At 60.7% G+C, this 19,350-nt stretch carries 17 protein-coding genes; 13 read left to right on the forward strand and 4 right to left on the reverse strand.

The window, feature by feature from the left end:
* Positions 1 to 3 precede the first annotated feature (3 nt).
* Complete coding sequence (locus tag HX898_RS20055) at positions 4 to 990, reverse strand: ABC transporter permease (RefSeq protein WP_027664799.1); 987 nt, start codon at positions 988 to 990, stop codon at positions 4 to 6.
* A 123-nt stretch (positions 991 to 1,113) separates the two neighbouring features.
* Positions 1,114 to 3,051 (reverse strand): ABC transporter substrate-binding protein, encoded by a 1,938-nt coding sequence (locus tag HX898_RS20060; protein WP_171600416.1) that lies wholly within the window; start codon positions 3,049 to 3,051, stop codon positions 1,114 to 1,116.
* Positions 3,052 to 3,368: 317 nt separating this feature from the next.
* Here HX898_RS20060 and HX898_RS20065 point away from each other — a divergent pair, with 317 nt between their 5' ends.
* From HX898_RS20065 to HX898_RS20105, 9 genes are read left to right on the forward strand one after another with little or no spacing between them, the layout of a single operon-like run.
* Positions 3,369 to 4,082: a FadR/GntR family transcriptional regulator gene (locus tag HX898_RS20065; protein WP_138388998.1), complete on the forward strand. Its 714-nt coding sequence runs from the start codon at positions 3,369 to 3,371 to the stop codon at positions 4,080 to 4,082.
* A gap of 20 nt (positions 4,083 to 4,102) precedes the next feature.
* Entirely contained in the window at positions 4,103 to 4,933 is an 831-nt protein-coding gene (locus HX898_RS20070) for an NAD(P)-dependent oxidoreductase (RefSeq protein WP_138388849.1), read from the forward strand.
* Positions 4,930 to 5,820: an SMP-30/gluconolactonase/LRE family protein gene (locus tag HX898_RS20075; RefSeq protein WP_180195503.1), complete on the forward strand. Its 891-nt coding sequence runs from the start codon at positions 4,930 to 4,932 to the stop codon at positions 5,818 to 5,820. The genes HX898_RS20070 and HX898_RS20075 overlap by 4 nt, the downstream gene beginning before the upstream one ends.
* A gap of 60 nt (positions 5,821 to 5,880) precedes the next feature.
* Positions 5,881 to 6,831, forward strand: a complete 951-nt coding sequence (locus HX898_RS20080; protein WP_180195504.1) for a dihydrodipicolinate synthase family protein — start codon at positions 5,881 to 5,883, stop codon at positions 6,829 to 6,831.
* A 42-nt stretch (positions 6,832 to 6,873) separates the two neighbouring features.
* Positions 6,874 to 8,460, forward strand: coding sequence for an ABC transporter substrate-binding protein (locus tag HX898_RS20085; protein ID WP_138388846.1), 1,587 nt, complete (start codon positions 6,874 to 6,876; stop codon positions 8,458 to 8,460).
* A gap of 6 nt (positions 8,461 to 8,466) precedes the next feature.
* Positions 8,467 to 9,564: an ABC transporter permease gene (locus HX898_RS20090; RefSeq protein ID WP_180195505.1), complete on the forward strand. Its 1,098-nt coding sequence runs from the start codon at positions 8,467 to 8,469 to the stop codon at positions 9,562 to 9,564.
* Positions 9,565 to 9,568: 4 nt separating this feature from the next.
* Positions 9,569 to 10,504 (forward strand): ABC transporter permease, encoded by a 936-nt coding sequence (locus HX898_RS20095; RefSeq protein ID WP_138332805.1) that lies wholly within the window; start codon positions 9,569 to 9,571, stop codon positions 10,502 to 10,504.
* Positions 10,501 to 11,358, forward strand: coding sequence for an ABC transporter ATP-binding protein (locus HX898_RS20100; protein WP_180195506.1), 858 nt, complete (start codon positions 10,501 to 10,503; stop codon positions 11,356 to 11,358). The genes HX898_RS20095 and HX898_RS20100 overlap by 4 nt, the downstream gene beginning before the upstream one ends.
* Positions 11,355 to 12,098, forward strand: coding sequence for an ABC transporter ATP-binding protein (locus HX898_RS20105; RefSeq protein ID WP_138388842.1), 744 nt, complete (start codon positions 11,355 to 11,357; stop codon positions 12,096 to 12,098). Before HX898_RS20100 ends, HX898_RS20105 begins: the two co-directional genes overlap by 4 nt.
* 41 nt (positions 12,099 to 12,139) lie before the next feature.
* On the opposite strand, the gene HX898_RS20110 is transcribed toward HX898_RS20105, so the two are convergent.
* On the reverse strand, positions 12,140 to 12,985 hold the full coding sequence (locus HX898_RS20110; RefSeq protein ID WP_180195507.1) for an alpha/beta fold hydrolase: 846 nt from the start codon (positions 12,983 to 12,985) through the stop codon (positions 12,140 to 12,142).
* A gap of 321 nt (positions 12,986 to 13,306) precedes the next feature.
* On the opposite strand from HX898_RS20110, the gene HX898_RS20115 reads away from it, so the two are divergent.
* Both HX898_RS20115 and HX898_RS20120 read left to right on the forward strand, forming a co-directional pair.
* Positions 13,307 to 16,186 carry an AAA family ATPase gene (locus HX898_RS20115; RefSeq protein ID WP_180195595.1) on the forward strand — a complete coding sequence of 960 codons (2,880 nt, stop codon included), beginning with the start codon at positions 13,307 to 13,309 and terminating at the stop codon, positions 16,184 to 16,186.
* Between the two features lie 170 nt (positions 16,187 to 16,356).
* On the forward strand, positions 16,357 to 16,965 hold the full coding sequence (locus HX898_RS20120) for a methyltransferase (RefSeq protein ID WP_180195508.1): 609 nt from the start codon (positions 16,357 to 16,359) through the stop codon (positions 16,963 to 16,965).
* A gap of 68 nt (positions 16,966 to 17,033) precedes the next feature.
* On the opposite strand, the gene HX898_RS20125 is transcribed toward HX898_RS20120, so the two are convergent.
* Positions 17,034 to 18,146, reverse strand: a complete 1,113-nt coding sequence (locus tag HX898_RS20125) for a hypothetical protein (RefSeq protein ID WP_171600421.1) — start codon at positions 18,144 to 18,146, stop codon at positions 17,034 to 17,036.
* 364 nt (positions 18,147 to 18,510) lie between these two features.
* Between HX898_RS20125 and HX898_RS20130 the strand changes: the two genes are divergently transcribed.
* Entirely contained in the window at positions 18,511 to 19,023 is a 513-nt protein-coding gene (locus tag HX898_RS20130) for a hypothetical protein (protein ID WP_138388837.1), read from the forward strand.
* A gap of 112 nt (positions 19,024 to 19,135) precedes the next feature.
* Positions 19,136 to 19,339 (forward strand): cold-shock protein, encoded by a 204-nt coding sequence (locus tag HX898_RS20135; RefSeq protein WP_018480679.1) that lies wholly within the window; start codon positions 19,136 to 19,138, stop codon positions 19,337 to 19,339.
* The last annotated feature ends 11 nt before the right edge of the window (positions 19,340 to 19,350 follow it).

The following is a 19,350-nucleotide window of genomic DNA, read 5'->3' on the forward strand; positions in this document are numbered from 1 at the left end:
CTCCTATTCCAACCGGATGCGGGGATCGACCAGCGCAAGCAGGATATCGCTGATCAGAGAGCCTATCAGCGTCAGCGCGCAGATCAGCAGGACGAAGGCGCCGGCCAGATACATGTCCTGGGCCATCAGCGCCTGCAGCAGCAAAGGTGCGGCCGTCGGCAGATTGAGGACGATCGCGACAACGACCGAGCCGGAAATGAGGTTGGGCAGCAGCCAGGCAATCGTCGAGATGAACGGATTGAGCGCGATCATCAGAGGATATTTCATCAGCAGCCGGAACTCAGAGAGACCCTTTGCCCGGGCCGTTGTGACGTAAGGCTTCGGCAACTCATCGAGCATGTTGGCGCGCATGACGCGGATGAGGCTCGCCGTCGAGGAGACGGCAAGGATGATGACCGGAAGCCAGAGATGCGAGAAGAGGTCGACCATTTTGGCGAAGCTCCAGGACGCGTTCTCGTATTCCGGCGAAAAGAGCCCGCCGACATCCTGCCCGAATTCGACCGCCGCGACATACATCAGCACCAACGCCAGCAGGAAGGACGGAACGGCCAGGCCGAAGAAAGTGAAGGCGGTGAAGAAATAGTCGCCGATCGAATATTTGCGCACGGCGGAATAGACGCCGATCGGCAGCGCGATCGCCCAGGTGGCGATCAATGTCGACAGGGCCAGAACCAGCGTCAGCGCCATGCGCTCCCAGATCAGGTCCGAGACCGGCTGCTGCCATTCGAAGGAGATGCCGAAATCGCCGCGCGTGAGAATGCCCCACATCCATTTGAAATATTGGACGAGCATCGGGTCGCCGAGGCCGAAGCGCTCGCGCAATTGCGCCGCCGTGTTCTGATCGACGATCTCGTTGGAGGCTGCCAGCGTCGCAATATAGGTCGTGACATAATCGCCCGGCGGCAGCTGGATCAGCACGAAAGCCAGGAAGCTGACGGCAAACAGCGATGGGATCATCCATAGGAAGCGTTTGGCGATAAAGACCAGCATGAGGCGCCTCTTGCATTGAACGCCGCCTTCCGGGCCTTGTCGGCCGTCAGGGCCGGCAAGGCATCTCGGAGGGCGAACTGAAAGAAAGCGCCGTACCTGATGGTACGGCGCTTATGACGAAAATCAGCTCGTGAAGGTGAATTGCTGCGGCATTGCAGGGCCGGGATTGGGCCAGGACCAGCTATCCGGCTCCTTCTCGGGAACATTGCGCAGATTGTTGCGGATGATGCCGAAACCGCCGACGGCAAGGCAAAGGCCGACGGTCTCGAACTCCTCGGCCGCGATGTCGAAGATCTGCTTCATGATCGCGCCGCGCTTGTCGAGATCGGCCGTCGAACGCGCTTCGTCGAAGAGCTTCATGCGCTTCTTCTGGCTTTCCGGCGGTTCTTCGCCGCGTGCACCGTTGGAGGTGTACCAAAGCGTCCACGGAATGGCGTAACGCGAACCCTGCGGATGGAAGGCGAAGAAATCGCGCGGATCGAGCATTGGATCGAGACCGCCAGGACCTGGCCACACCGCCGCGTCATGGGCGTTGTCGTCGCCGCGGGTGTAATAGAGCGCCCGCTCGATCGTGTTGACCTTCATGTCGACACCGATCTGAGCCCAATGCGCCTTGACCAGTTCCAGGGCATCGACGAGGTCGGGATAAAGCGTCGGAATGACGTCGATCGAGAAGAACACCTTCTGGCCGTCAGGCCGGAGGCGGAAACCGTCGCTGCCTTTCTTATAGCCGGCCTCATCGAGCATCGCGCCTGCCTTGTCGGCGTCGAATTCGGTGAATTGGCGCGCGTATTTCTCGTTATACCAGGGATGGGTCGGACGCGGCCCGGCCTGATAGGGCTCACTCTGTCCGAAATAGACGATGTCGATGAGCTCCTGGCGATTGATGCCGATCGACAGCGCTTGCCGGAACGCCTTGTCGGCAAACATCTTGCGCATGGCAGGATCTTTGTGGGTGATGTTGAAATAGATCTGGCACTGTTGCGAGGCCGAAGGCACGAGCGTCAGCAGCCGATAATCGCCCTTTTCCATATTCTTGGACAGCGTCGGCTTATTGGCGAGAACGCTGATGTGACGTTCCTGGATGTCGATCTTTCCAGAGATGACGTTCAGCATCAGCGATTCGACGTCCTGCGAGATGCCGAAGTTGATCTCATCGATGTAGGGGAGCTGGTTGCCCTCGGTATCGACCTGCCAGAAATAAGGATTGCGGGTCATGACGACGCGCGTCGCGCCGCCGGCATAGGGCTCTTTGACCACCCATGGATCGAGCGTCGGCTTGTCGACATTGCCCCATCGCGACGGGATCTCGATGTCGCCGCAACGGCTGCGGAAGAGCTCCGTCCAGCTGGTGACGCCGGCCTTCTTCGCATCGGCCTCGATATTGGGATTATATTTCGGCAGGAACTGGCTGCAGTAATGCTTCGGGAACAGCGTCGGATGCTGGCCAAGCGGTGTGGCGAGGTTTTCCAGGTAAAGCGCGTTGGCCGCAGCAAAGGTGAACTTCACCGTATAGTCGTCAATCTTCTCGACGGTGACCGGCTTGCCGGCGACGGCAAGCTGCGCCGGTGTCGAGCTGTAGAGCTCGGTGTTCTTGACGCAGTCTTCGATCGCGAAAACGACGTCATCGGCCGTAAAGGGATGACCGTCGGACCAGCGCACGCCTTCGATCAGATGGAACGTGAATTGTGTTGCGTCGTCGCTGACTTCCCAGCGCTCGGCAAGGTTCGGCTGCACGGCGGTAAAATCGAGGTTCCAGCGCACAAGGCTCTGGTTGCCGACCATACGCAGGATGCCGTTATGGTCGGATGAACCGCGAAGGCCGCGGCGCAGCGAACCGCCATAGGTGCCGACCTTCTCGAACGGCGTCACGACCATCGGCTTTTTCGGCAGGCGCTCAGCCAGGGGCGGCAGCTTTCCATCCTTGGCGAGCTGCGCAAGGGCCGGCGCTTCGCCGCCTGCGGCAGACACGCGACCGGCGATAGACAGCGCCGCGACACCAGCCATGCCACCAAGCACGGCGCGGCGGGTGACGCCACGCGACAGTATTTCTTTGGCCATCGAATTCCTCCCTTTTGTGCCGGCGCAGCCTTTGCGCCGGCTGATGCGACGGGCTCCCGACCCGACGCTGACGCCCTCCTCGGCGCTACGATCGAAACCATAGACACGTTCTCAAATGATTACAAGAGTTGACAGATAATTACAAATTTTGTAGCCATGCTGCATTGAAATGCGACGTTGTGCCGCTGAAATACGGCCAGCAGGACGAAAAACGTTGGATCTGTCAGATGCTGTCGCCACCCTGAACATCATGGCCGGCGACAGCCAAGGTGTGGCCGCTGACCCGGCGCACGCGGCCTTGAGAGAAAAGGACCATGATGACACTCGCCGTCGATGCCGTTTCGAACAGGGGCGCAACGCGCTTCAGCGACATCATCTACGAGAAGATCGTGGGGATGATCGCCGACGGCAACTTTCCGGTGAACGAACGGCTGCCGCCGGAGACGAAGCTCGCCGCTGATTTCGGCGCATCGAGACCCGTCGTGCGCGAAGCGCTCGAACGCTTGAGAGCCGATGGCTTGGTCGTTTCGCGCAAGGGTTCCGGTTCCTATGTCAGACAAAGGCCGGATTCGTCGATGCTGAAAATGGTGCCGGTCGGCTCCTTGGCCGATGTCCAGCGGTTCTTCGAATTCCGCGCCGGTCTCGAAGCCGAGGCGGCGGAGCTTGCAGCGCGAAACTGGCAACCGGTCGACAGGGAGCGGATAACGGCAGCGCTTCTGTCGATCGAGCAATGTTTGCGCAACGGGGAGCTTGGCGCCGAGGAGGACCAGGCTCTGCATGATGCAATTGCCATGGCGACCGGGAACCAGTTCCACATCACCCTGCGCGAGTGGTTCAAGCCGCATTTCGCCATCGGGCATTCCGTTACGCGAAGCTTGAGCTTGAAGCGAACGCCGGAACAGATCCGCAGCGTCCAGGATGAGCATGCGGTGATCGTTGAGGCGATCTTCGCGCACCGGGAAACCGAAGCGCATGATGCGATGAAAAAACACATATTGAATGCTCGTGCCCGCATGTTCCAGGGCGTTTGAGCGATATGGGAGGAGAGACGATGAAACGGGTCGCTATGACGGGTGCTGCCGGACGTGTAGGGACGCTACTGCGCCCGCTTCTTCGGTCGCATGTCGAGCACCTCAGCCTGATTGATCTCCAGGAACCTGACGGGCTTGGCGAAAACGAGAATTTCGTCAAGGCCGACCTTACAAAGCTCGACGAGGCGACGGCTGCGCTGAAGGATATCGATGGCGTCGTCCATCTGGCGGGTATCGCAAGCGGCACGGACATGAATGCCATTCTGCACGCGAACGTGCTTGGAACATACAATCTCTACGAAGCCGCGCGGATCAACAAGGTCCAGCGGGTCGTCTATGCATCGAGCAATCATGCCACGGGCTTTTATCCGCGCGGCCAGCTGGTGTCGCCGCTCGACCCGATGCGCCCCGACAGCCCATACGGACTTTCCAAATGCTGGGGCGAACTTGTGGCGGGGCTCTACTACGACACGTCGGGCATTCGCTCTCTTTCCATCCGCATCGGCAATGCGGGCACCTATCCCAACAGCGAACGATCGGTTGCGATCTGGATCAGCGCGCGAGACCTGGCGCAATTGGTCAGGATCGGCCTTTCGCACCCGTTGATCGCAGCAACAGTGGTCTACGGCGTTTCTGACACCGAGGAGATGTGGTGGGAGAACGATCTGGCGGCACGATTGGGCTACCAGCCACAGGACCGGCCGCGTGATCACGCCCGCATCGAAGAGGGATCCGAGGGGCCGGTCGCGCTGGCGTTCCAGGGTGGCGGGTTCTGTGAGATCAATCACGACGGTACCATCCGCATGCGCGATGCCGAGGGCCTGGCCAAGAGCCTGGAGACGGTTGAATGACTGCGCCTCGGATCATCCGCCCGGACGTCCGTCCGGTGTTCCAGCAGCCGCTGACGGTCGGTGAATCACCGGTATGGGACGAAGAGACCGGCACTTTGTGGTTCGTCGATATTCTGGCGCCGGCACTCGTCCGGCTCTCGGCTTCTGGAAAGATCGACCGCTTCGACATGCCGGCTGCAATCGGCGCCCTCGGGCTTTGCCGCGATCACAGGATCGTCGTGGCGCTTCAGACGGGCGTCCATCTTTTCGATCCCGTCTCAGGAGATTTGGAATTTCTGTGCGATCCGGTCGGACGCGACATCAACTGCCGCCTCAACGATGGAAAGGTCGGTCCCGACAGGCACTTCTGGATCGGCTCGATCAGTGAATCCAAGCCGCAGATCGATGAGGCCGCACTTTTCCGCGTGAGCGCCGACGGCAGCACGCGGACCGTGGCCACGAACCTGACGAGCTCCAACGGCCTTGCCTGGTCGCCGGATGGCCGGCGGATGTATCATTCCGACAGCCGGCAATGCTTCCTGCAGGCATTCGACTTCGATCCTGATACGGGCGACCTCGGCGATGGGCGCCGGCTCCGCAGCTTCACTGAAGACGAGGGTCGGCCGGACGGAGCGACAACCGATCGTGACGGGTTCTACTGGAGTGCCGGCGTTTCCGCCGGTCGCCTCAACCGAATATCGCCCGAAGGCGAAGTCGTCGAAATCTACATTCTGCCGGTCCCCGCACCGACGATGCCGTGTTTCGGAGGGCCGGATCTACGCACCCTCTTCGTCACGAGCCTGTCGACGGATCGCAGCGGGCGTTTCGAGACGGGGACGGTGATCGCCTTCGACGTGGATGCAGAGGGCCTGCCGCCCTTCCGCTTCGGGGAGCATCCCGTCGGATGACAACGTGCCGATCACCCTCCGGGTGACGGCGGATTGATGGAAAGATAACGGGGGAGAAAGATGAGCATCGCAACCATGCGCAAGGCGCTTACAGGCGTATCGGGTGTTCCGGTCACCGCCTATGACAGCCAGGGTGAAGTCGAACCCCGGATCACGGCGAAGGTCTATGAGCGGGTGGCGGCAGCGGGTATTCACAACATCGTCGCTGCCGGCAATACCGGGGAATTCTATGCTCTGACGCCGCAGGAGATTAGGATCGTCCACGAGGCGGCGGTTTCAGGCGTTAACGGCAAGGCGCCGGTGACGGCGGCGATCGGCCGGTCGCTGCGCGAGGCGATCGGGATGGCGAAAGATGCGGCGGCGATCGGCGCGTCCGCTGTCATGTCGCATCAACCCGTCGATCCCTTCGCAGCACCTGCAGCCCAGATCGACTATTTCTGCAATCTTGCGGATGCTTCCGCCCTGCCGCTCATCGCCTATGTCAGGGCGGATGGCTTCGCCGTCGCTGATATCGTCCGCCTCGCAAATCACGGCAATATTGCCGGCATCAAATTCGCCACGACCGATCTGATGTTGTTGTCGAGGGCGATCCCGGCGGCGAGCCCCGGCGGCGCGCTGTTCGTCTGCGGCCTGGCGGAGAGCTGGGCGCCGACATTTACGGCAGCGGGTGCGCGCGGCTTCACATCCGGCCTCGTCAATGTCGCGCCGAAGCTCTCGCTTGGGGTCCACGCTGCGCTTGAAAAAGGCGATTTTGCCGCCGCCAGGGCGGTCGTCAACAAGCTCGAGCCATTCGAGCGGATGCGAACCAAATTCCGCAATGGCACGAACGTGACCGTCGTCAAGGAAGCCGTCACCTATTCCGGTCTCGATGTCGGTCCCGTGCGTGTGCCGGGATTGCCGCAGCTCGACCAGCATGACCGCGAGGAGCTTCATCGGCTGCTTCAAGGCTGGGAGGCCGAAGGCGACATTCAAACTCATTCAGACCAGCCGGCCGTAAAGGCGGCCGGCTGATTTCGACACTATCCACAAACAACAGGATTGGGAGGTCTTGAGATGCTGAGACAAGTACTGACAACGATCGCAATTGCCGGCGCCCTGACGACGGCGCAGCCCAGCTTCGCGGCGTCGCCGCCCAACATGCTGGTGATCGGCACCAATCTCACCGGCATAAGGACGCTCGATCCGGCCCAGAACAATGCCCGCACGGTTTCGGAGCTGATCTCGAATCTCTACGACAACCTCGTGCAGTTGTCGCCGGACGATCTTAAAACGCTGAAGCCAATGCTCGCGACGCAATGGAGCGTCTCGGCGGATGGCATGATCATCACGCTGACATTACGCGACGACGCGGTCTTCCAGAGTGGCAACAAGGTGACCGCCGAAGATGCTGCCTGGTCGATCCAGCGCGTCATCAAGATGGGCCAGGTCGGCTCCACGGACATCGCGCTCTGGGGCTTCACACCTGAAAACGTCGAAAAGCTCGTTCGCGCAAAAGACGAACACACGCTCGAGATCGAGCTGCCGCAAGCGGTCAATACCGATCTGGTGCTCTATTCGCTGGCGGGCTCGTCGATCGGCATCGTCGACAAGAAGACGGTGCTGTCGCACGAGGCAAACGGCGATTTCGGCGGCGCCTGGCTTTCCGCCAATTCCGCCGGCAGCGGCCCATTCAGCCTGGCGCAGTGGCGGCCGAACGATGTCGCGATCTTCAATGCGCAGCCGAAATATTGGGACGGCAAGCCGGCCATGGCGCGCGTTGTCGCTCGTCACATCCCTGAATCCGGCAATCTCCGGCTGCAGCTCGAAGCCGGCGACGTCGATGTCGGCCAGTATGTTGCAAGCGGCGACCTCGATGCGCTCGCCACCAAGAAGGACATGGTCATCGAGAATGTCCCGGGTCTCGGCTTCTACTATATCGCCCTCAATCAGAAAGACCCGGATCTGCAGAAGCCAAAGGTTCGCGAGGCCTTCCAGCATGCATTCGACTGGAAAGCGATCTCCGGCAATATCATGCGCCATACGGGCTTTCCCTGGCAGTCGATGATCCCGCGCGGCATGATCGGCGCTCCCGATGAGGCGGCGGTCCGCTACGATTACGATCCCGCCAAGGCCAAGCAGCTGCTGGCGGAAGCCGGATATCCCAATGGCTTGAAGAAGGTGCTCAATCCGTCGGGAGCCCCGACCCTGCCCTTCGCCGAAGCGCTGCAGGCGAGTGCGCGCGCCGCCGGCCTCGATCTCGAGCTCGTGCCCGGCGAGTTCACGCCCGCCTTCCGCGAACGCAAATTCGAAGTGCTGCTCGGCAATTCCGGCGCCCGCTTGCCCGATCCCTTCGCCGTGGCCACGCAATATGCCTTCAACCCCGACAATAGCGACGAGGCCCGCCTCGGCAGCTATTACCTCTGGCGCACGGGCATGAAGGTGGACGAGCTCAACACGCTCATCGACCAATCGATGAAGGAGCGCGACACGGAAAAACGCACCGACATCTTCAAGAAGATGGACGGCATCTATGCCGGCATGGCTTCGCCGCTGGTCATCTTCTTCCAGCGAACCGACCCCTATGTCATGCGCGCCAACGTCAAGGGCTATCACGGGCATACGACATGGTCGACGCGCTGGCATGACGTGACCAAGGAGTAGAACGCCGTGGCGAGCGCCGATATGACATCGAAGGGGGGGAGCAGCCTGCCCTCCCCGGCGGGCGGGTTCGCCGAGGCGGCCCCTCACCCGGCACTGAGCCTGCTGCGGCGCCTGGCGGGACGTGTCGTGGCAGTCGTGACGACGCTGCTCGGCCTGCTCTTCCTGACCTTCTCGATGGGCCGCCTGCTGCCCGCCGACCCGGTGCTCGCCATCACCGGGGCGGAAGTCAGCAAGGAGGTTTACGATCGCGTCTATAACGAGCTGGGTCTTGGGCAGCCGATCTGGATGCAGTTCCTCTCCTACGTCGGCAAGATCGCCACAGGCGATCTCGGCATGTCGGCGACGACGGGCCAGCCGATCCTCACCGATCTCCTGACGATCTTTCCCGCGACGATCGAACTTGCGATAATCGCCATGATCATCGGGGCGATCGTCGGCATTCCCTTAGGGATCACCGCTGCGGTCAGGCGCGGAACCATTATCGACCACATCGCGCGGATCGTCGCCCTTGCCGGCCACTCCATCCCGATCTTCTGGACCGGGCTGATGGCGCTCTTCGTCTTTTATGCGAAGCTGAAGCTCGTCGGCGCCTCGGGCCGGATCGATGTCTTCTATGAAGGCCTCGTCACGCCGATGACCGGCTTTCTCCTGATCGACGCGGCGATTCAGGGCCAATGGGAGGTGTTTTACAACGCCCTTGGCCACATCATCCTGCCGGCGGCAATCCTCGGCTACTATTCCGTCGCCTATATCAGCCGCATGTCGCGGAGCTTCATGCTGGAGCAACTCAGCCAGGAATACATCATCACCGCCCGGGCCAAGGGGCTCGGCACCCGCAAGGTGGTCTGGCGCCATGCCTTCAAGAACATCCGCGTGCAGCTTTTAACAATCATGGCGCTAACCTTCGGCGGGCTGCTCGAAGGCGCGGTGCTGATCGAGACCGTCTTCGGGTGGCCGGGGCTCGGCCAGTACCTGACCCGGGGGCTGCAGATGAACGACATGAACGTGGTCATGGGTTCGGTCCTGACGATCGGCGCCGTCTTCCTGACGATCAACATCCTGTCGGACTTCCTTTATCGCATTCTTGATCCGAGGACACGGTGACGCCATGACGATCTCCTCTGAGCACGCAGACAGCGTCAACACCGGCGGCCTTCGCAACTGGCTGCTCGCACCGGAACCTCGAGGCTGGTTCCAGTCATCGGCGCAGCAAATTCACCAGGGCTGGCGGAAATTCAGCCTGCATCCGCTTGGACTGGCGGGACTGGCCATTATCCTGCTGCTGATCGTGGTGGCGCTGGCCGCACCCCTGCTGACGAGCTACGATCCGATCGTTCAGGACATGGCCGGGCGGCTTGCCGCGCCATCGGCGAGCCATTGGCTCGGCACCGACAATTTTGGCCGCGACGTCTTTTCCCGGGTGATCTATGGTGCCCGCACGACGCTCTACATCATCATGCTCGTCACGGTCATTGTCGCCCCGCTCGGCCTGCTGATCGGCACCGTATCAGGTTATTTCGGCGGCATCGTCGATGAAATCCTGATGCGCATCACCGATATTTTTCTCTCCTTCCCCGGCCTCGTGCTGGCGTTGGGTTTTGCCGCAGCGCTCGGTCCAGGCATCACCAATGCAATCATCGCGATTTCACTAACCGCCTGGCCGCCGATCGCGCGCCTGGCGCGCGCCGAGACGCTCAGCCTGCGCAAGGCGGACTATATCGCCGCCGTGCGCCTGCAGGGCGCGACATCACTCGCGATCATCACCCGTCACATCCTGCCGATGTGCATTCCCTCGGTGATCGTCCGCGTCACCCTCAATATGGCCGGCATCATCATCACCGCCGCCGGCCTCGGCTTCCTCGGCCTCGGCGCGCAGCCGCCATGGCCGGAATGGGGATCGATGGCCGCCAGCGGACGTGAATTCATGCTCGACAGCCCCTGGGTCATCGCAGCACCCGGCATTGCCATTGCGCTCGTCAGCCTCGCCTTCAACCTCGTCGGCGATGCACTTCGCGATGTTCTTGATCCCCGAGGTTCAGAATGACAGAGCCCTTGATCGATATTCAAAATCTCGAAATCGCCTTCGGCGGCGGACAGGTGCGGGCCGTGCGCGGCGTGAGCTTTTCCCTTGGACAGGAAAAGCTCGGGATCGTCGGTGAATCCGGATCGGGAAAGTCGACCGTTGGCCGCGCCATCATGAAGCTGCTGCCACCGACCGCGATCATCAATGCCGAGCGGATGCGCTTTCGCGACGTCGATCTGCTCAAGGCGAACGAAAAAACGATGATGACGATCAGGGGCCGGCGGATCGGCCTGATCCTGCAGGATCCGAAATATTCGCTCAATCCCGTCATGCGAATCGGCGAACAGATCGCCGAGACCTACCGCTTCCATCATCCGAGGACGAGCAGGGCAAAGACCTGGAAGCAGGCGCTCGATATGCTGGAGGCCGTCCAGATCCGCGATCCGGAGCGTGTGGCCCGCCTTTATCCGCACGAAATCTCGGGCGGGATGGGCCAGCGGGCGATGATCGCCATGATGCTGATTGCCGAACCCGAAGTGCTGATCGCAGACGAACCGACGTCAGCGCTCGATGTGACGGTGAGGCTCGAGATCCTGGCCCTGCTCGACGAGCTCGTCCTGCGCCGCAATCTCGGGCTGATCTTCATCAGTCATGATCTCAATCTCATCCGGAATTTCTGCGATCGCGTCCTCATCATGTATGCGGGGCGGGTCGTGGAAGTGCTCGAGGCGCGCGATCTCGACAAGGCCCGACATCCCTATACGCAAGGCTTGCTGGCATCCTTGCCGACGATCGAAGATCCGCCTTCCCGGCTGCCGATCCTGAAACGTGATCCGGCCTGGCTTGAAGAATTCGCATTGGAGCCGCCGCGGTGATTAAAATCGACAATCTTACGGTCCGTTTCGGGCCCGGGCAGCGGCCTGTCGTCCGAGACGTGAGCTTCGCCATCGAAAAAGGAACTGCTTTCGGCCTGGTTGGCGAGTCCGGCTGCGGGAAGTCTACTGTCCTGAGGGCGCTTTCCGGCCTCAACGCCAACTATGACGGCCGGATCGAGCTCCACGGCGAGCCGTTAAGTCAACAGCGCAGCCGACCTTTCTTCCGCCGGGTGCAGATGGTGTTCCAGGACCCCTACGGATCACTTCACCCCCGCAAGACCATTCGCTCGCAGCTGAAGGAACCGTTGCGCAACCAGGGGCTGGATACGAACTCTGTCGACATGAACGCGGTCCTCAGATCGGTCGGCCTCGACCCGGCGCTGAGCTACAGATTTCCGCACCAGCTCTCCGGCGGCCAGCGGCAGCGCGTGGCGATCGCCCGCGCGCTGATGCTGGATCCGGACGTTCTGCTTCTCGACGAACCGACATCGGCGCTCGATGTGTCCGTTCAGGCCGAAATCCTCAATCTCCTCCAGGATCTGCGCACCAATCGCGGTCTGACCTATCTGCTCGTCAGCCATGATCTCGCCGTCGTCTCGCATATGTGCAGCCGCGTCGCCATCATGGAAGCGGGCGAGATCGTCGAACAGGTTGATGTCGGCGCACTCCGAAGAGGTGCGGTCGAACACCCCTACTCGCAACGCCTACTGCGCGCGAGCCGGATGTACGGAAGGGCGTAGCTGTTGTTCGGCACGCCCTGCCTGCTTTTTGACGCCACAAGCTACCGACCGCAATGAGCTTCGATAGCAGAAGTGATCTCCTGCCAATCCTGGAGATGAATTTCGTGGCCACCGCCCTCGAGCCGAATGAGCTTCGCTCCCTTGACGGTTCGTGTCAGCAATTCACCGTGCTCAAAGGGGTAAATCGGATCAGCGGTTCCGTGTATGACAAGGAGGGGCGCGGCAAGTTCACCCAACTTGCCCCTTAAGGCCTGGCCGCCCTTCAGCATGAAATGATTGGTTGCGCTGACGAAGTTTTTGGCCCGTTCGACGTCGCGTTCAACGAAGGCCCGCGCCTGCCGTTCGTCGTAAGGGTGCGCCGAACCGGCGATCATCCGGGTATCCTTGAGGAGGAATTCGATCACTTGGGCATTGTCTGTCCAATCGACGTGCTCACCCGTCGCTGCGTGCTCCATGTAGGCGTCTGTGGTGTGGGGTAGAGCACTGGTATCAACGCCCACCGGCGTGGTGGAGATCAGCGTTAGTGTCTTGACGCGCTTCGGATTTGACAGTGCGGCGATCTGGGCGATCGTGCCACCCAACGACATTCCAATCAGATTGGCGCGGTCGATGCCGTAGCCATCAAGTACCCTTATGGCGTCCTCGGCCATGTCGTCCATTGCATAGGGCGGCTCCCCCGGCGGGTAGATCGTCGAGCGGCCGGTGTCTCGATTATCGTAGCGGATGACATAGAACTCGTGATCAGCAAGCTTTTGGCAGAATCCGTCCGGCCACCACAACATTGAAGCCATGGCGCCCATGATGAGCAGGATCGGCTCATGCGCCGGATTGCCGAAAGCCTGAGTGGCAATCTCGACGTCGTCAAACTTGATCATACGTTCAGTCACTTGGCGGCATCCTTTATTGGCTTGGGTGAAGCGGCGAAAGTCGCAGGCCTTCGTATCCGCAGGCTTCCACGCGAACGCCACTCGACGTCCGCATATTCCCCACCCTGTGGCTAAGGCGGGTGGTGTCGCATCGGGCATTTTGAGTATGACGGGGCCTAAAATCCACTTTGGCAGCATCAGGTGATCCAGTCGGATCCAGGTCAAGGTTCCGGGGGGCTGAACATCGCCGGCACTTGGGATCTCCGCATCGCTACTCTGCACCGTCGGGATGACTATGTTTTCATCTCTGCTAATCTCGAACTTCAGGTTTCGGAGCATCTTGTGTCGACATCCCTCAGAAGGTCTCGGTTTTCAGGCCGTGCAGTAGAACTCGATTCGATGGAGTCCGCTTTCCGAGATGTGTCCGGCGGGCGGCAACGTTCCTTTCTTGTCGGGGCAGAAGCAGGCGGCGGCAAAACGCGGCTGGTTGAAGAGTTTGCCAACCGACTGTCCGGCCGCGCCCTGATTTTGAAAGGCGGGTGCATTGAGCAGCGGGAATCGGCATTGCCCTACGCGCCGGTAACGGCTGTTCTGCATGAACTTGTTCAGCTGCGCGGCGCGCCGGCAGTCAAATCCTTTGTCGGCGCCGAGGGTGCGCGAGAACTGGCCTGGCTTCTTCCCGAACTCGGCGAGAGCTCCGAAAGATTTGATGCGGGCATCGCAAGAGCGCGGCTGTTCGAGGTGCTGCGAAAGCTGTTAGAGGAGCTGGCACGGGAGACACCGCTCGTGGTGGTCTTCGAGGACATTCACTGGGCCGACCAGGCAACTTGCGATCTGCTTCGTTTCCTCGCGACACGGCTGAAGAAAATTCGGCTGATGCTGATCGTCACCTATCGACCCGAGGAGACCAGCGCCACCAACGCCCTGCGGACGACCATCGCGGACCTCTCACTTTCCGAGGGTGCCGAGGTGTTGACGCTTCCCCGCCTTCAGCGCGCGGAGGTCGCCGTGCAGCTCGAGGGGCTGCTGGGACGCCCCCCAACACCTGCGCTGATCAACGAGGTCCATGCGCGGTGCTGCGGAATCCCGCTTTTCACGGAGGCACTCATCGATGCGAGCGGAGGCTTGCGCAGAGATTTTCCTGGTTCGCTCAACGACTACCTGCTGAGAGCCGTCAGGGACATGCCGGCGTCGACGGCCGAGCTTTTGAAGGTGATGGCGCTCGGCGGCCCGCATATCACTCATGCGCTTTTTCGCAGCGTCGCGAACAAAGCCGACCTTGAATTAGCAGAATGGCTGCGTCCTGCGATTTTGGCTGGGATCCTGGTGCCTGATCATGATGGATATGCGTTCCGCCACGCACTTATCCACGAAGCGGTGCGGGGTGACCTGATCGCCGGCGAAAAGGTGGCCATCCATCGCGCCTATGCGGACGTGCTCGAACGCGGACCGGTTCCAAGCTATCGGGTTTGGCACTCCGTTGCGCTCGCGCGCCACTGGTACGGCGCCGGCCAAGCCGAGAATTGCCTGCGATGGGCCTGGCAATCTGCCACTGAGGCCGCTGCCACTTTCGCCTATGCTGACCAGATGGAGATGCTGAAGCTCGTGCTGGCAGTGTGGCCCGAGGTCGATGATGCGATTGAAGTGATCGGCGCGGATCACTGCAAGCTGTTGGAACTCGCTGCCGATGCCGCCTGCTGGGCAGCGGAAGCGGAACAGGGGCTGGCCTTTGTCGAACGCGCACTCGCCGAAGTGGATGTCGGTCGCGACAAGGAGCAATTGGCAGCGCTTCTTCTGCAGCGCGCGGTGATGCGTCAACACGCGCTTATCCCGGGCGAGATCGCCGACCTCGAGCGCGCGCTCGATCATGCGCTCGATTCCACCAGGCTGCGCGCGGACGGACTGGGACAGTTTTCCCGCGCGCTGATATTAAGGGGCGAGTTCGATCGCGCCAGGCGCTTGGGCGACGAACTGAAGGACCTGTCTGAAAGGCTCGATGACGAGGAGTACCGCATAGAGGCACTGATCGTCGCGGAGTCTTTGGAGATGGCATCGGGCCGTTACCACATCGATAGGCTCTGGAGCATCGTTGACCGCGCCAGGCAGGCGTCCATCGGACGAGTCGAGGTGCTGGCGGGCGCCGCATTGCTTCGTGCCCTGCTTGAGACCGGAAAATATCCTCAGATCGCCGAAATCGGACCGGCGATCTTTGCGCGGACAGTCGAGTTCGGCCAGGCGCGCTATATCGGGGCGATAATCGGTTCGCCTTTGTGCCGCGCCCTTCTCGCCTTGGGCCGCGTTTCCGAAGCCATTGAGACATGCGAGCGAATGGCGGCATTGGATCCGCTGCCGCTCGGGCTCGTTCATGTTTTCGAATGCCAGGCGGAGATCGCCTTGGTATTGGGGAACTCGGATCGAATTGCCGTTGCGGCGAGATCCTTGCGCAGTCTGCCACCCGGCCCTCAGGTTGCGAGCCGCATGGCGGCCAATCTGTTGAGATTTGACATCGAAAGCCGCGCGCTGGCGGGTGACATGGATCAATCTGCGACCCTGGTAAGATCCGTCTTGACCCATTGCGAAAAACAAGGACGCGTCTCTTGGCCACTGCTGGCCTCGGCGATGCGCGTTGCCGTTGATACGAACCAGAAAGATGTGGCGCGGCGTTTCGCCGACATTGCCGCTCGGTCCCCGTGCCGCAATGTGGTGGAGGAAGCCGAGAAGCTGGGCATCCTGGCCGAGATGTCGCGCTCGACGGGTTCCGACCTCGAAGCGTGGGAAGCGGTTGCCCAAAGCTGGGCTGATTTGAGCCAGCCCTTTCGGCAGGCATATGCTCTTATGCGGGCCGGTTGTGCTGCGGTGAATGCCAGCCAGCGCGCGAAGGGTGCGGGCCATTTCCAGCGAGGCGCAGACCTTGCCCATTCGACCGGCGCTTCCCTCCTGGGCAACCAGATCGAGACCCTCGCCGAAAAGGCCCGCATTGATCTTGGAAACGGGAAGGAGGGTGGCATGCCGAAGGCACCCCTCGGCCTGACGGATCGGGAATTCGAGGTGCTCCGGCTTCTCGCCGCGGGACAGAGCAATCGCGAGATAGCCGTCAATCTGTTCATTTCCTCGAAAACGGCGAGCGTTCATGTCTCCAACATCCTGAGCAAGCTTTCCGTCCCCAGCCGCGGCGCCGCGGCCGCAATAGCCCACCGGCTTCGGATCGTTGATCCCGCCTGAAGTTCGCTTGTCTGGCTGCGCCTTCCGCTATCTGTCGTCCGCACGACACAAGCATCGCATTCCTATTTCATCGTCTAGGCATGTTGCCTGATGTGCTTATGCCCGCCTTAGACCGAGGATGGCTATATGGCGCCCAGAGCGACGCCCAAATGCGAACATCCGGAGGTCAAATGCACATCTCTTCCGCCACCTTGGCCAACACCCAGCGCACGATCGATTCGTATGAAGGTTGCGCCGATGACTATAGTCGCATCGTTGATCAGTTTCCCTGGCCGAGCCTCGAGGCGGCACTGCGTCAGGTCGCTACCGCCGCCGGCAAGGGTGGCCAGATCCTTGAGATCGGGTCGGGGGCCGGATGGGATGCGGATTTCCTGGAGACACAGGGCGTTTCGGTAAGGCGAACCGATGCGACGCGACGGTTTCTAGAACTGCAGGCCGCGCGCGGCAAGAAGGGCGAACTTCTCAACGTCATCACCGACGATCTCGGCGGACCCTATGACGCGGTCGTCGCTCTCTGTGTCCTCATACATGTGCCTCGTGACCAGACCGGCCCGGTTCTCGAAAAGATCGTCGCTGCGCTACGCCCGGGAGGCGTCTTCCTGGTGTCGATGCGCGATGGGGACGGGGAGACAAGCGGCGCCTACCATATGTCCTACTGGCGCCGGGACGATTTCGCGCTGTGCATCAAGGAGGCGGGGCTTGCTCTTGAATGGGACGCACACAGGATCAACCGTGACGGCGATGGGTGGAACACGTTTTACGCTCGCAGACCAGAGTGACGCGGTTTCGTGCCGCTCCGGTCCGCCACTGACCGTGAAGGCTCGGTCAGACAGCGGGGGCCATCTTTCTATTTCCAGCTCGTATAATCGTCGGCGACGCAACCAAACGGCGCGCGATCCTGACCGAACCGCTTCTTCAACTGCTCGCATCCCCACTCGTTCAACGGCGCTGGCATGAGATTGTTGATGTCCATGCCAGGCGATTGGAACGCTGTCGTGGAGGTCGTGACGTACCAAAGCCAGAAGCCGACCACACCCACGACGATCAGAAGCAACACACCGAAGAAAAGCTGCAGCCGCTTCCAGATCGATACCGTCCTTTTTGGTTCTTCAATCAAAATCGGCGCATTCCGATCGCGTTCTTGCTGATACGCGAAAGGTGCAAGAGCTGCGGTGCGCTCATTATCCGTAAGCTCCACGCGCTGAAGACGATCGTCGAGAAGCACCGGCAGGGCCGTATTGCCGTGCCTGACGGCCAGTCCGATCGCCTTGCCATTGGCTTCACCGACGATCAGAGGCTCCTCTCCATTCTTCATGCGCGTGTAAGCCGATCGTCCCGTTTTGTCGTCGGCGATCTTGTCGTTATAGGTGATGGAAAGGACGCCGCGTTTGCGGTCGAATGCGGTGATCTCGACCGGGACAGGGGTCAGCAAGGCAGGTCGAAGCAGTTGGCCCTTGACCCGCCAAATGCGGATAGCGAGAAAAATCATCCCCAGGCCCATGCCGCCAAGCAGAACGGCGAACACAGTAAGCGTGATGATCCGGTTCCAGAGCATGTCCAGACCCAGGCTCATCGTCGCAAGTTCCGGGTGATCGGCTGATATCACCAGACCCGTTTCGTAGTCGCCGGTATGGAAATCGACGAACATGACCTCGACTTCGGTGTCGTAGTCTCGTCCACCATAGCTGTAGACCAGGCGTGCCTCGCAATCGGTAAAGACTGCCTTGCGTGTCGTGCATCGCCCGTTTTGCACGTCGCCATTTTCAAGCGTCAAAGGGTTCTGGCTGATCTGGAAATCGCGGATTACCCCTGGCGCTTCCGAGACGAATAGAAAGACAGCCAGTGCGAGGATGATGGGCGTTGCCCAGAAGTAAGCATTCGGCGTGGAGATGACGTTGCGCGCCAACGAAAGCGGGCGACCAGGAAGAACAAGTGAAGGCAATGGCGTCGGACCCCTCATATGTGACAGCGCAATGGGCTGGCAAGCTCAGGCAGCGGCCAATGAGGCAGCAATTCAAAGCGCTGCCGCGTCCTTTGCGCAACGCGCGGCGCTATAGCGGAATTGACGTCATTGCGGCCGGCTTGCACAATCTCATTGTGTAAGACCGATCTAAAGCCTGAGGCGGGAGATCGGCAATCCCTTTCAGCGTGCGTGGGCATCATTTGTACGTTGATCTTGTTGAAAACGTCCGCACTGCGTTGAGAACGCGATCGAATGCCTCCCCTACGGAACCAAACCATCGCCGAGCGGTTATATGACACCCCTCCTCCTCGAAGAGCCAAGCGTCATGATGCGGATGTTATGTGGCCCGAAAGTTACTCAGATGATCAAGATCCTTGCCTGCGCCATCGCCGCTGCTACGGCGTCAATGCTCACGGCCGGCGCCGCCCACGCCGACGAATCCGCCTTCCTCAAAACACTGGCGGGAAACTGGAGCGGTAACGGTACGGTGAAAGTGCGGACAAATGCACCCACGATTAAAGTCACTTGCCGTTTCAAGTCGGACGCGAATGCAAGTTCCCTTGCACTCAATGGACGCTGCACCAGTCTCGTCGTTTTTTCCCGTGTCATCAGCGCTAAACTCAAGGCCAGCGGTGACAGCTACACCGGCTCCTATGTGGGCGCGGGCACCGGCACTGCGGGTCTAGGCGGAAAGCGCGCTGGTAATGCCATAAGCCTCGCGATCAAATGGGCGAAAGAGGTCAATGGTGACCGACGTGCGCAGATGACGATTGAAAAAACCGGGGCATCCGGCATGCGCCTCACAACCGTCGACACAGACCCCGCTACAGGTCGATCGGTTGTTACGAGCCGCATTGACCTTCGTCGGAGCTGATATCTTTTTGCGTTCAAAGAGCCTCTAGCGTGCTAAAGGGTTGATAGAGAAGCTCCGAAGCTATAGTTTCGCCTTCGCAAATCGTCGAACGATACAAGGAAATAGTTATCTCATGCCGACAGGTACCGTTAAATTCTTCAATGACGACAAGGGCTTCGGCTTCATCACCCCTGAGGGTGGCGGCCAGGACGTTTTTGTTCACGTGTCTGCACTGCAGAGCGGCGGGTCGCTCCGCGAAGGCGACAAGGTCAGCTTCGAAGTTGGACAGGATCGCAAGACTGGGAAATCGAAGGCTGAGAACGTCTCGACCATCTGATCGAAATCGAA

It is taken from the genome of Rhizobium sp. WYCCWR 11128 (assembly GCF_013416305.1).
GTDB classification, from domain to species: domain Bacteria; phylum Pseudomonadota; class Alphaproteobacteria; order Rhizobiales; family Rhizobiaceae; genus Rhizobium; species Rhizobium indicum.

Excerpts from the sequence above, each read along its gene's own strand:
- HX898_RS20055 (WP_027664799.1), bottom strand. The coding sequence starts at position 990 with ATGCTGGTCTTTATCGCCAAACGCTTCCTATGGATGATCCCATCGCTG.
- HX898_RS20060 (WP_171600416.1), bottom strand. The coding sequence starts at position 3,051 with ATGGCCAAAGAAATACTGTCGCGTGGCGTCACCCGCCGCGCCGTGCTT.
- HX898_RS20065 (WP_138388998.1), top strand. The coding sequence starts at position 3,369 with ATGACACTCGCCGTCGATGCCGTTTCGAACAGGGGCGCAACGCGCTTC.
- HX898_RS20070 (WP_138388849.1), top strand. The coding sequence starts at position 4,103 with ATGAAACGGGTCGCTATGACGGGTGCTGCCGGACGTGTAGGGACGCTA.
- HX898_RS20075 (WP_180195503.1), top strand. The coding sequence starts at position 4,930 with ATGACTGCGCCTCGGATCATCCGCCCGGACGTCCGTCCGGTGTTCCAG.
- HX898_RS20080 (WP_180195504.1), top strand. The coding sequence starts at position 5,881 with ATGAGCATCGCAACCATGCGCAAGGCGCTTACAGGCGTATCGGGTGTT.
- HX898_RS20085 (WP_138388846.1), top strand. The coding sequence starts at position 6,874 with ATGCTGAGACAAGTACTGACAACGATCGCAATTGCCGGCGCCCTGACG.
- HX898_RS20095 (WP_138332805.1), top strand. The coding sequence starts at position 9,569 with ATGACGATCTCCTCTGAGCACGCAGACAGCGTCAACACCGGCGGCCTT.
- HX898_RS20100 (WP_180195506.1), top strand. The coding sequence starts at position 10,501 with ATGACAGAGCCCTTGATCGATATTCAAAATCTCGAAATCGCCTTCGGC.
- HX898_RS20120 (WP_180195508.1), top strand. The coding sequence starts at position 16,357 with ATGCACATCTCTTCCGCCACCTTGGCCAACACCCAGCGCACGATCGAT.
- HX898_RS20125 (WP_171600421.1), bottom strand. The coding sequence starts at position 18,146 with ATGAGGGGTCCGACGCCATTGCCTTCACTTGTTCTTCCTGGTCGCCCG.
- HX898_RS20130 (WP_138388837.1), top strand. The coding sequence starts at position 18,511 with ATGATCAAGATCCTTGCCTGCGCCATCGCCGCTGCTACGGCGTCAATG.
- HX898_RS20135 (WP_018480679.1), top strand. The coding sequence starts at position 19,136 with ATGCCGACAGGTACCGTTAAATTCTTCAATGACGACAAGGGCTTCGGC.